The sequence below is a fragment of the Streptomyces sp. NRRL F-6492 genome, assembly GCF_001280125.1.
GTDB lineage: Bacteria > Actinomycetota > Actinomycetes > Streptomycetales > Streptomycetaceae > Streptomyces.
Window position 1 is genome coordinate 1 of record NZ_LGEG01000034.1, and the last position, 12301, is coordinate 12301.

Annotated in this window: 10 protein-coding genes; 5 read left to right on the forward strand and 5 right to left on the reverse strand. The window is 74.0% G+C overall.

From position 1 onward, the window contains the following. The 4 genes from ADL08_RS05230 to ADL08_RS05245 all read right to left on the reverse strand — a co-directional run. Positions 1-1126 (reverse strand): RNA polymerase sigma factor (locus ADL08_RS05230; RefSeq protein ID WP_053640857.1); only part of this gene is annotated, 1126 nt, incomplete at its 3' end. 192 nt (positions 1127-1318) lie between these two features. After that, on the reverse strand, positions 1319-1609 hold the full coding sequence (locus ADL08_RS05235) for a hypothetical protein (RefSeq protein WP_053640858.1): 291 nt from the start codon (positions 1607-1609) through the stop codon (positions 1319-1321). A gap of 98 nt (positions 1610-1707) precedes the next feature. After that, positions 1708-3930: an NADP-dependent isocitrate dehydrogenase gene (locus ADL08_RS05240; RefSeq protein WP_053640865.1), complete on the reverse strand. Its 2223-nt coding sequence runs from the start codon at positions 3928-3930 to the stop codon at positions 1708-1710. Between the two features lie 44 nt (positions 3931-3974). Beyond that, entirely contained in the window at positions 3975-5048 is a 1074-nt protein-coding gene (locus tag ADL08_RS05245; RefSeq protein WP_053640859.1) for a phosphatase PAP2 family protein, read from the reverse strand. Positions 5049-5195: 147 nt separating this feature from the next. Between ADL08_RS05245 and ADL08_RS05250 the strand changes: the two genes are divergently transcribed. Next, positions 5196-5441: a hypothetical protein gene (locus ADL08_RS05250; protein ID WP_053640860.1), complete on the forward strand. Its 246-nt coding sequence runs from the start codon at positions 5196-5198 to the stop codon at positions 5439-5441. A 126-nt stretch (positions 5442-5567) separates the two neighbouring features. On the opposite strand, the gene ADL08_RS05255 is transcribed toward ADL08_RS05250, so the two are convergent. Beyond that, the gene (locus tag ADL08_RS05255) at positions 5568-6602 is read right to left on the reverse strand and encodes a LacI family DNA-binding transcriptional regulator (protein WP_053640861.1); all 1035 of its coding nucleotides are present in this window, start codon (positions 6600-6602) and stop codon (positions 5568-5570) included. Positions 6603-6872: 270 nt separating this feature from the next. Here ADL08_RS05255 and ADL08_RS05260 point away from each other — a divergent pair, with 270 nt between their 5' ends. From ADL08_RS05260 to ADL08_RS05275, 4 genes are all read left to right on the forward strand, one after another. Then, positions 6873-8678: a VanW family protein gene (locus ADL08_RS05260; RefSeq protein WP_078968346.1), complete on the forward strand. Its 1806-nt coding sequence runs from the start codon at positions 6873-6875 to the stop codon at positions 8676-8678. 165 nt (positions 8679-8843) lie between these two features. Next, positions 8844-9875: a serine hydrolase domain-containing protein gene (locus tag ADL08_RS05265; RefSeq protein ID WP_053640862.1), complete on the forward strand. Its 1032-nt coding sequence runs from the start codon at positions 8844-8846 to the stop codon at positions 9873-9875. Positions 9876-10006: 131 nt separating this feature from the next. After that, positions 10007-11461 (forward strand): glyceraldehyde-3-phosphate dehydrogenase, encoded by a 1455-nt coding sequence (locus ADL08_RS05270; protein ID WP_053640863.1) that lies wholly within the window; start codon positions 10007-10009, stop codon positions 11459-11461. A 104-nt stretch (positions 11462-11565) separates the two neighbouring features. Further along, positions 11566-12301 (forward strand): DUF817 domain-containing protein (locus ADL08_RS05275; protein ID WP_053640864.1); only part of this gene is annotated, 736 nt, incomplete at its 3' end.

Here is a 12301-nt window from a genome sequence, read left to right on the forward strand (position 1 = left end):
GGGTGGTGGTCGTCGGCGTGGGGGCGGGGGTGGTGGGCGCCGGGGTCGGGGAGGTGGTGGTCGGGGCGGGCGTCGTCGGGGGCGCGGCGACGGGCCGCTCGGGCCGCACGCGCGCCTCCGGCCCGGAGGGCACGAGGAGGGAGACGGCCCCGAGCACGGCGACGGCGGCGACCCCGGCGAGGACCGTCCCGCGCCCGGGGGCCCACCGGCCGGCGGGCCCTCCCCCGCCGCCGGCCGGTACGGCGGAACCGTCCCCGGGCGCGGTGGGGGCCCCGGACGCGTCGAGGGGCGCGCCCGCCCCGTCCCCGTACCCGGCGGGTTCCGTCTCCGGCCCGCCCGCCGTGACGGCGGCGATCCCGAGCGGCGGTACGAGTCCGATCCCGGCCAGCAGGCCCTCGACGGGGACGAGGCCGCGGCGGCCCGTCGCGCGGGACGTGCAGGCGTCGCAGGAGCGCAGGTGGCGGGCTGCCCGTTTGCGCCAGAGCGGGGACGGCCGGCCGTCCCAGGGGGCGAGGACCTCCGTCAGCTCCGGGCACGGCGGCAGGGCGTCCATGGCGCGGACCACCGCCCGGCCGGTCTCCAGGCGCTCCTTCATGCGCTGGACCCGCACGGCGGCGTGCTGCGGGGGGACGCCGAGGCCTTCGGCGAGTTCGGCGCGGGTCAGCTCGCCCGCGGCCTCCAGCCACCACAGGGCGAGGAGTTCGCGGTCGTCCCCGTCGAGCCAGCGGGTGGCGCGGGCCACGTCGCGGCGCTGTCCGGAGAGGCCGAGGCGGAGGATGGTGAGTTCGGTGAAGTCGCCGGCCGGGTCGGCGAGGTCGGCGGCGTGGTCGAGGCCGGGTACGGGGGCCTGCCGGCGTTCGTTCCAGCGGCGCCGTATCCCGTTCATGGCGATGGCGACGAGCCAGGACCGGAACCTGGCGGGGTCGCGGAGGCCGGGCAGCCCGTCGAGGGCGCGGACCATCGTCTCCTGGACGACGTCGTCCGTGTCGGCGTGGCCGTCGAGGGCGCGGCCGACGATGTTGTGGACGAGCGGCAGGTAGGCGCGGACCAGTTCGTCCCTGGCGTGGACGTCACCGGCCCCGGCCGCCTCCACAAGGGCGGTGGTGCGGCGCTCGTCGCTGTGCATGGGTCTGCTCCCTCGTCCCGGGTCCGTGTCCCCCCGTCTTGGGGAGACCCGTGGGCGCGGGAGGGATAACACTTCTCGCGGTACCGGATACGTGTCGTGCTCGGATGCTCGTGGTGCTGGTGGTGCTGGTGGTGCTCGTAGTACGGAGAGTGGTCGTGGTGCCGGACGGCTGCGGGGCCCGGGTGCCGGGCCCTAGACCAGGGGTCCGGGCAGTCTCGGGACCGTGGCCCCGTTTCCCTCCCGGACGGCCTCCACGACGGCGTCGTGGAGATCGCGGCTCTCCTCCTCCGTTGCGCAGGGGACGGGACTGCCCGACATGGTGAACCAGTCGGACGCGCCGCTGTACTGCACGGCCACACGCGCTTCGCGCTCGGTCCAGGTGGTGTGCACGGTCAGATCGCCCGTGACGGTCCCGGCCTCGTCGGTCAGCACCCCACCTCGCCCGGTGTAGACACCGGTGGTCGTCCAAGATGCCCAACTCATCCATCCAGGTTCACACCCGGATGCCGTATCCGCCACCGACGGGACCGCCCCGGCCGGAGGAGTTTCCGGCCGGGGCGGTACGGGGTCCGCGCGCCGGATCAGGCGAGGGACGCGAGGGCCTCGTTGAGGGTGGCGGACGGGCGCATCACGGCCGCGGCCTTGGCCGGGTCGGGCTGGTAGTAGCCGCCGATCTCGGCCGGGGAGCCCTGGACGGCGATCAGCTCGTCGACGATCTTCCCCTCGTTGGCCGCGAGGTTCTCGGCGAACGGGGCGAAGGCCTTGGCGAGCTCCGCGTCCTCGGTCTGGGCGGCCAGCTCCTGGGCCCAGTACAGGGCCAGGTAGAAGTGGCTGCCGCGGTTGTCGATGCCGCCGAGGCGACGGGTCGGCGACTTGTCCTCGTTAAGGAAGGTGCCGGTGGCGCGGTCGAGGGTGTCGGCGAGGACCTGGGCGCGGGTGTTGCCCGTGGTGGTCGCGAGGTGCTCGAAGGAGGCGGCCAGGGCGAAGAACTCGCCGAGGCTGTCCCAGCGGAGGTAGTTCTCCTTGACGAGCTGCTGGACGTGCTTCGGGGCGGAGCCGCCGGCGCCGGTCTCGAAGAGGCCGCCGCCCGCCATCAGCGGGACGACCGACAGCATCTTGGCGCTGGTGCCCAGCTCCAGGATGGGGAAGAGGTCGGTCAGGTAGTCGCGCAGGACGTTGCCGGTGACCGAGATGGTGTCCTCGCCGCGGCGGATGCGCTCCAGGGAGAACGCGGTCGCCTCGACCGGGGACAGGATCTTGATCTCCAGGCCCTCGGTGTCGTGCTGCGGGAGGTACTCGTTGACCTTGGCGATCAGCCGGGCGTCGTGGGCGCGGTTCTCGTCGAGCCAGAAGACGGCCGGGGAGCCGGTGGCGCGGGCGCGGGTGACGGCGAGCTTGACCCAGTCCTGGATGGGCAGGTCCTTGGTCTGGCAGGCGCGGAAGATGTCGCCCTCGGCGACCTCCTGCTCCAGGACGGTGTCGCCCGCGGAGTTCACCAGGCGGACGGTGCCGGCCCCGGCGATCTCGAAGGTCTTGTCGTGGGAGCCGTACTCCTCGGCCTTCTGCGCCATGAGGCCGACGTTCGGTACGGAGCCCATGGTCGACGGGTCGAAGGCGCCGTGGGCGCGGCAGTCCTCGATGACGGCCTGGTAGACGCCGGAGTAGCTGTGGTCCGGCAGGACGGCGAGGGTGTCGGCCTCCTGGCCGTCCGGGCCCCACATGTGGCCGGAGGTGCGGATCATGGCCGGCATCGAGGCGTCGACGATGACGTCGGACGGCACGTGCAGGTTGGTGATGCCCTTGTCGGAGTCGACCATCGCGAGGGCGGGGCCCTCGGCGAGCTCGGCCTCGAAGGAGGCCTTGATCTCGGCACCCAGGTGCGGGACGCCGTCCAGGCCGTTGAGGATGCTGCCGAGGCCGTCGTTCGGGGAGAGGCCGGCGGCGACGAGGGCCTCGCCGTACTTGGCGAAGGTGGCCGGGAAGAAGGCGCGCACGACGTGGCCGAAGACGATGGGGTCGGAGACCTTCATCATGGTGGCCTTGAGGTGCACGGAGAAGAGGACGCCCTCGGCCTTGGCGCGGGCGACCTGCTCGCTCAGGAAGGTGCGCAGGGCGGCGGCGCGCATGACGGCGGCGTCGACGACCTCGCCGGCGACGACCTTCAGCGGCTCGCGGAGCTCGCTGACGGTGCCGTCGGCGGCGGTGAACTCGAAGCGGAGGGTGTCGTCCGCGTCGATGACGACGGACTTCTCCGTGGAGGCGAAGTCGTTCTCGCCCATGGTGGCGACGTTCGTCTTGGACTCGGGGGTCCAGGCGCCCATGCGGTGCGGGTGGGCCTTGGCGTAGTTCTTCACCGAGGCGGGGGCGCGGCGGTCGGAGTTGCCCTCGCGCAGGACCGGGTTGACGGCCGAGCCCTTGATCTTGTCGTAGCGGGCGCGGATCTCGCGCTCCTCGTCCGTCTTCGGGTCGTCCGGGTAGGCCGGGAGGGCGTAGCCCTGGGCCTGGAGCTCGGCGACGGCCGCCTTGAGCTGCGGGATGGACGCCGAGACGTTCGGCAGCTTGATGATGTTGGCCTCGGGCGTCTTGGCCAGCTCGCCCAGCTCGGCGAGGGCGTCGGCGATGCGCTGGCCCTCCTCCAGGTACTCCGGGAAGACGGCGATGATGCGGCCCGCGAGGGAGATGTCCCGCGTCTCGACCGTGACTCCGGCCTGCGAGGCGTACGCCTGGATCACGGGCAGGAACGAGTACGTCGCCAGGGCAGGCGCCTCGTCGGTGTGGGTGTAGATGATGGTCGAGTCAGTCACCAGGGTGCTCCGCTCCACGTCTGCGTATGCGAGATTGCTCGACATCAAGATATCTCGTGATCGAGGTCCTCGGTAAAGGGCCCCACGAGCTCCTCGTCCTCCGGGGCCCCGGCGGCCTCGGCGAAGGGACCGCCGAGCCGGTACGGGGGCGGGGGGCCGTCCACGTCGACGTGGCGGAGCAGGAGGAGCGGGACCAGTCCGGCGGCGGCGGTCACGCCGGCGGCGAGGGCCTGTCCGCAGCGGTGCGCGAGGCGGAGCTCGGCCGGGTCGTAGGGCGCGGTGGCGGGCAGGGCGAGGGTGTCGCCGAGCAGCCAGATCCCGGCGGCGAGGCCGCCGGCGGCGACGAGGACGAGCGGGACGAGCACCGGGAGGGCCGCCGGGGCGGGCAGGCGCCGGGGGCCGGGGCGCACCTCGCCCTTGCGGGCGCGGAGGGCGAGGATCCCGCAGAAGACGGCGAGGACGAGGAGGGCGGCGGCGATGACGTCGCCGGGCCGGTGCCGGCCGTCGGCGAGGGTGTACGCGCCGACGGCGGCGGCCCAGAGGGTGGCGGCGCCGACGGCGGGGGCGCGCAGCCGGTGGGGGACGACGAGGAGCAGGCCGAGGGCGACGCCCAGGGCGAGGGCGGTCTGGGCGCTGGGGAAGCCGCTGGGCAGGAGGGCGCCGCCGGTGTCGGTGAGGCGGGGGCGCGGCGCGTACAGCCGGAGCAGTCCGGTGAGGGCGAGGGCGGTGACGACTCCGCCGGCGGCGAGGCCGGTGAGCGCGTACCGCCTGCGTATGAGGCCGACGGCGAGGAGGAGGACGCAGCCGAGGGCCAGGGAGAGGGTGGTGAGCCCGGCGAGGGAGGGGTGGTCGCGGAGCAGGGTGGCGGCGGCGGTGTCGGCGCGCCGGCCGGTCGTGGCGGCGTCGCCCCAGCGGCGGCCGGTCGCGGTGAGGACGAGTCCCGCGTAGACGACCGTGAGCAGGAGGACGGCTCCGAGGCAGCCGCGCCGGGTCCGGGTGCGGACGCGGGCGGCGAAGGAGTCGGCGGCCTCGCCCGCCACGGCGGCGTACCACCAGGTGTCACCGGCCCTCAGCGGCCTCGGGGAGCCGCCGGTGCGGGGCCTGTCGTAGGAAGCCATGCCCCGATTCGAACCCACGCCCGGCCGCCCCGCCCGCTGGGCTCGTCCGAACGACACGCCGGGCTCCGGATCCCGCGGGGAACCGGGCGGGCGGTCCTCGCGTCTGCCTCAGGGACCGTACGCACACTCCGGGGGGAGACGTCTCACATGTCGATGCCGCGCAAGATCGGGATCGGGCTGCTGGTCCTGATCGCGTTCGGGTTCCTGGCGCCGAACGGCTGGTACGTCCTGGGCGCGATCGTGATCGCCCTGGCGATCGCGGGGTTCGTGGCCTTCGAGGCGATGAGCGAGTCGCACCGCTCCCACCGCCCCGACGGGCGCCGGTTCCGGCCGGGCCGGGGCGGGGACGGCCGCTGGATCGTCCACGACGAGGACCGGGGCCCCCGCCCCTGACCGTTGGGAGGGGCCGTCTCAGCGCTCCGGGCGCGGGCGCCGGGCGAGGACCACGAGGACCACGGCCCGGAGGAAGCCGATGCCGCTCCTCGGGACGGGGCCGTACGGCCGGGGGCGGCGGAGCCGTCAGGAGGAGGCGCGGACCACCAGTTCGGTGGGGAGGATCCGGCGGGGCTGGTCGTCGGGGTCGCCGGGCGAGGCGATCTCCTGGAGGAGCAGGCGGGCCATGGCGCGGCCCATCTCCTCGATCGGCTGGCGGACGCTGGTGAGCGGCGGGTCCATGTGCCGGGCGACGGCCGAGTCGTCGACGCCGACGAGGGCGACGTCCTCGGGGACCCGGCGGCCCGCCTCGCGCAGGACGGCCCGCGCGCCCGCCGCCATCACGTCGGAGGCGGCGAAGACGGCGTCCAGGCCGGGCCGGCGGTCCAGGAGTTCCCGCATGGCGCGGCGGCCGCCCTCCTCGGTGAAGTCGCCGTTGGCGACGAGGCCTTCGTCGGCCGCGAGCCCCGCCTCGGCGAGGCCTTCGCGGTAGCCGTCGAGGCGGCAGCGGGCGACGTACATGTCGAGCGGCCCGGTGACGGTGGCGACGGCGCGCCGGCCGCGCGCGGCGAGGTGGGCGACGGCGGTCCGGCCGGCGCCGGTGTTGTCGGAGTCGACGAAGGCGACGCTCTCGTCCTGGGAGCGGCGGCCGTTGAGGACGGCGGGCAGGCCGAGGGCGCGGACCTGGTCGGGCAGCGGGTCGTCGCCGTGCACGGAGACGAGGAGGACGCCGTCGACGCGCTGCGCGGCGAGGTACTGCTCGAAGCGCTGCCGCTCCTGCTCGCTGCGGATCAGGGTGAGGAGCAACTGCTTGTCGGCGTCGGCGAGTTCGCCGCTGACGCCGCGGATGATGTCGAGGAAGTACGGCTCGGTGAAGAGCCGCGCCTCGGTCTCGGGGATGACCAGGGCGACGGCGTCGGTGCGGCTGCCGGCGAGGGCGCGGGCGGCCCGGTTGGGGACGTAGCCGAGCTCGGCGACGGCCCGCTCGACGGCGGCCTTGGCCTGTTCGCTCACCTTCGGGGAGCCGTTGATGACCCGGGAGACCGTGCCGCGGCCGACTCCGGCCCGCGCGGCGACCTCCTCCAGGGTGGGCCTGCCGGTCTGCCGCCCGCTCAGCGCCATGTGCCGCTCCTCCCCCTCGGGCCGTCGCCCCCGCCTGCGTCGCCCGCGAACCTATCAGGCGGGGCGGGGCGCCCCGGGGCGCGCCGGAGGGCCTCGGACCCCGGCCCGGACCGCGTCGGCGGGACCGGACGGAGAGCCGGGCGCCACGCTGCGCACCCCCTTCGCCGCCCTCCGTATTGCCGCAGGTCAAACCGGTCTTATGTGCATAAGACACTCTTTCGGCGTACCGTCATGGGGTTCCCCTTCCTCCTCGACGCCCCGGGAGAGCGCGTGCTCCGCTCCAGTACCGACCATGCCCCGACGCCCCACGAGGGGCGCCGCCCGCGTCTGCGGACGGCCGCGATCGCGACAGGCGTGGTCGCGGTGGCCGCCGGCGGCCTGTACGGTGCGGGCCTGCTCGCCACCGGGGACGACATATCCGCCGGCACCCGGGTCGCCGGCATCGACATCGGCGGCATGAGCCGCTCCCAGGCCGAGGCGAGACTCGCCGCCGAGGCCCCGGCCGAGTGGAAGGCGCCGATCCCCGTGCGGGTCGGCGACCTCGCGTCCGCCGTGGACCCGGCCTCCGCCGGACTGACCGTGGACGTGGCGAAGACCGCCGAGCAGGCGGCCGACCCCTCCCGCGACCCCGTCACCGTCGTCCGGCGCCTCTTCTCCTCCGGCGAGCGCGACCTCCGGCCGGTCTTCGCGTACGACGAGGCCAAGGCGAAGGCCACCGTGGCCGACCTGGCGAAGCGGAACGACCGCGCGGTCCGCGAGGGCTCCGTCGCCTTCCGCGACGGGAAGGCCGTCGCCACCCAGCCGGTCACCGGCCGGAAGCTGGACGCCGGCCGGGCCGTCGAGTCCCTCCGCGCGGCCTACCCGGCCGCCACGGGCGCGGCGCCGGTCGCCCTCCCCGTCGCCCTGACCCAGCCGAAGCTGCCCGCCACCGAGGTGAACCGCTTCCTCGACACGTACGCGAAGCCCGCGCTCTCCGGCCCCGTGACGCTCACGGCGGGGAGCGAGCGCCTGCGGATCTCCCCGGCCACGCTGAGTGACCACCTCACCGTGAAGAACGACGACGGGCACCTCAGCGGGAACCTGGACGCGGACGCGCTGCTGCGCGACCCGGACGTGGCGCGGCCGCTCGCCTCCCTGACGAACGCGCCGACGCGGTCCACCCTCGGCGTGCGGGACGGCAAGGTCGTCGTGGAGTCGGAGGGCCGGTCGGGCCACGAGGTGACCGCGCGGGCCCTCGGCGACGCCGTCCGCCCGCTGCTCACCAGGACCGGCGAGGCGGCCCGTACGGCCACCGTGGCCACCAAGGTCACCCGGCCCGACCTGACCTCCGACTCGCTGGCCCGCCTGGGCATCACCGAGCAGATGTCGTCGTTCACGGTGAACTTCCCCTCGGCCCCGTACCGGACGACGAACATCGGCCGGGCGGCCCAGCTGATCAACGGCTCGCTGGTGCAGCCCGGCGCGGTGTGGAGCTTCAACAAGACGGTGGGCGAGCGCACCCCGGACAACGGCTTCGTCGACGGCACGATGATCCTCGACGGCCAGTACCGGTCCGCGCCCGGCGGCGGCGTGTCCGCCATGGCCACCACCGTCTTCAACGCCATGTTCTTCGCCGGGGTGAAGCCCGTCGAGTACGGCGCCCACTCCTTCTACATCGAGCGCTACCCGGCCGGCCGCGAGGCGACCGTCGCCTGGGGCAGCCTGGACCTGAGGTTCCGCAACGACACGGGCAAGCCGATCTACATCAAGGCGAGCGCGACGGACTCCTCGGTCACCGTGAGCTTCCTCGGGACGAAGAAGTACGACTCGGTGGAGGCGGTCGCCGGTCCGCGCACCCACCTCACGCAGCCCACGAAGCGCGAGGGCACCGGCAAGGCCTGTGTGCCGCAGCCCCCGCTGGAGGGCTTCGACATCTCGGTGGACCGGGTGTTCAAGAACGGCGGCGCCGAGGTCAAGCGGGAGACCTTCAAGACCCACTACACCCCGCGCGACGAGGTGACCTGCACGGTGGACGGCGGGGAAACGCCGGAGAAGGTCCCGGCGAAGACTCCGCAGGAGATCGCCGACGGGCGCTGACGCACGCCGCCGGAAGGGTGTCTTCCCGTCCGGCCTGGGCATGACTTCGGAGCGCGGCCCGCAGGGGCCCGCCGGGAACGCCCCCGGCACACCACGGGCCGGGCGCGGCCTCCCGGACGGGCCCCGGACCCCCCGACGGGCCGCCCGATCCGTCGGAGGCCCGCCTTGGCACAGCGCACCGACCCCTGCGAGCGGCTGCTCGGCGACGCCGTGCGGGCGGGCGTCGTCCCCGGCGCCGCGTGGGCGGCGGGCGACGCCCGCACCACCCTGTCGGCCGGGGCCGTCGGCGTCCTCGACCCGGCGGACCCCGCCGGACCGACGCGCCCCGACACGCTCTTCGACGTCGCGAGCCTCACCAAGGTCCTCGCCGTCTGGGCCGTGACCGGCACCCTCGTCGACGCCGGCGAACTCGACCCGTCCGCGCCGCTCGGCTCGTACTGGCCGGAGGCGGCCGGCCGGCCGCTCGCCGGGGTCACGGCCCACCACCTCCTCACCCACACGGCGGGCCTGCCGCTGCGCGCCAACCTGCGACACCTCTACGGCTCCGACCCGCGGGACGTACGGGACGGGGTCCTGTCCGAGCCGCTGCGGCACCGGCCCGGAGAGGCCGTCGCGTACACCGACCGGGCGGCCCTGGTCCTCGGCTACCTCGCCGAGCACCTCACGCGCCGGCCGCTCCCCCGGCTCGCCGGGGACCGGGTCTGGGCGCCCCTCGGCATGACGGACACCCGCTACGGGCCGCTGCCGGCCGCCCTCAAGGAGCGGTGCGCGCCGACGGAGCACGACGAGGAGAGCGGCGTCCGGCTCCGGGGCACCGTCCACGACTTCTCGGCACGGCTCCTCGGCGGCGCCTGCGGCATCGCGGGCGTCTTCACCACCGCCGCCGACACCGGCCGCTTCCTGCGCCACCTCCTCGACCCGGTGCCCGGCACCTTCTCCGCCGAGTGGACCGCCGCCTCGCTGCGCGTGCGCACCGGCCGTCTCGACCCGCCGCGCGGGCTCTTCTGGCACCCGGCGCCGGGCACGGGCCCGGCGGACGACGTCTGGGCGCACTTCGGCTTCACCGGCACGGCCCTCTGGGTCTCGCCCGCGCGGGGACGCTGGGCCGTCCTGCTGACCAACCGGCTCTACCTCACCCGCGATCCCGGTCCGCTGGCCCGGGTCAGGGACGCCTTCCGGACCCTGGCCCTCTCCTGACCGGCCGCCGGTCCCGCGGCCCGTCCCGGCGCGGGGGCCCGGAGGGGCCCTCGTCACACCCCGTACCCCTTGATCGATCGAACGGGCCGGGGGTTACCATATGAGCGCCGCCTAGCTCGAAAGATAAACTTGTGACTGTCAATGACGACTCGTTCATCAGTTGGAAGAACCGCGAGGAGATCGCGGAGTCGATGATCCCGATCATCGGGAAGCTGCACCGGGAGCAGGACGTCACCGTCCTCCTCCACAGCCGCTCCCTGGTGAACAAGTCGGTGGTCAGCATCCTCAAGACCCACCGCTTCGCCCGGCAGATAGCCGGCGAGGAGCTGTCGGTCACCGAGACGCTCCCCTTCCTCCAGACGCTCACCACGCTCGACCTCGGCCCCTCCCAGATCGACATCGGCATGCTGGCCGCCGACTACCGGACCGACGACCGCGGTCTGTCGGTGGCGGAGTTCACCGCCGAGGCCGTGGCCGGCGCCACCGGTGAGAACAAGATCGAGCGTCGCGACGGACGCGACGTCGTCCTCTACGGCTTCGGCCGCATCGGACGCCTCGTGGCCCGCCTCCTCATCGAGAAGGCCGGCTCCGGCAACGGCCTGCGGCTGCGCGCGATCGTCGTGCGCGGGGGCGGCGAGCGGGCCGCCGAGGACATCGTGAAGCGCGCCTCGCTGCTGCGCCGCGACTCCATCCACGGCCAGTTCCAGGGCACGATCACGGTCGACGAGGAGAACGGCTCCATCGTCGCCAACGGCAACACGATCAAGGTGATCTACGCCAACGACCCCTCCGAGGTCGACTACACGGCGTACGGCATCGAGAACGCCATCCTGATCGACAACACCGGCAAGTGGCGCGACCGCGCGGGCCTCTCCACCCACCTGCGCCCCGGCATCGACAAGGTCGTCCTGACCGCGCCCGGCAAGGGCGACGTGCCGAACATCGTGCACGGCGTCAACCACGACACGATCAAGCCGGACGAGCGGATCCTGTCCTGCGCCTCCTGCACCACCAACGCGATCGTCCCGCCGCTGAAGGCGATGGACGACGAGTACGGCGTGCTGCGCGGCCACGTGGAGACCGTCCACTCGTTCACCAACGACCAGAACCTCCTGGACAACTACCACAAGGCCGACCGCCGCGGCCGTTCCGCGCCGCTCAACATGGTGATCACCGAGACCGGTGCCGCTTCGGCCGTCGCCAAGGCGCTGCCGGAGCTGAAGGCCCCGATCACCGGCAGCTCGATCCGCGTCCCCGTCCCGGACGTCTCGATCGCGATCCTGAGCCTGCGCCTGGGCCGCGAGACCACCCGCGACGAGGTCCTGGAGTACCTGCGCGACGTCTCGCTGCACTCGCCGCTGAAGCGCCAGATCGACTTCACCACGGCCCCCGACGCCGTCTCGATGGACTTCGTGGGCTCGCGCCACGCGTCGATCGTCGACGCCGGCGCGACCAAGGTCGACGGCGACAACGCGATCCTGTACCTGTGGTACGACAACGAGTTCGGCTACTCGTGCCAGGTCATCCGGGTCGTCCAGCACGTCTCCGGCGTGGAGTACCCGACCTTCCCGTCGCCGGCGGCCTGACCCCCGCGACGCCCGGCGAGCGCGCCGCACCCCCGCCGGGGTGCGGCGCGCTCCCGTTCCCGGGGCGGCGAACCGGACGCGCGGTCAGCGGCGTCCCTCCCGCCATGGAGACGTTCGTCCACGGCGCACGCCAGCTGCTGCGCTTCACGGTCCTGGAGGTGCGCTGCTGCGCCTTCGCCGTCGCGCTCGTCGGCGGGATCGCCGCCTCGACGCTGCTGCCCGGACTGCCGATCGCCCGCTACGACCTGCTCCTGCTGTACGGGGTCGGGCTGGCGTTCCTCGCGTGGCGGGTCGGCTGGGACACCGGCCGGGACGTCGCCGTGATCGCCGGCTGCCACGCCATCGGGCTGCTCTTCGAACTGGTCAAGGTGCGGATGGGCTCGTGGAGCTACCCGGAGGAGGCCCTGACGAAGTTCGGCGGCGTCCCCCTGTACGGCGGTTTCCTGTACGCGGCCGTCGGCAGTTACGTGTGCCGGGCCTGGCACCTGTTCGACCTGCGGCTCACGGGCTACCGGCCCCGGGCGACGGCGGTCCTCGCCGGCGCCGTGTACGTGAACTTCTTCAGCCACCACTGGCTGCCCGACGCGCGCTGGGCGCTGGCCGCGCTGCTGCTCGTCGCGACGGCGGGCACCCGGGTGCGGTTCCGGGTCGGGTCCCGGGACCACCGGATGCCGCTGGCCCTGTCGTTCGTCCTGATCGGCTTCTTCCTGTGGGTCGCGGAGAACGCGGCCACGTACGTCGGCGCCTGGAGCTACCCGCACCAGCTCGGCGGCTGGCAGCCCGTCCCCCTCTCCAAGTTCGGCGCGTGGGCACTGCTGATCAGCGTCACCTTCGTCCTGG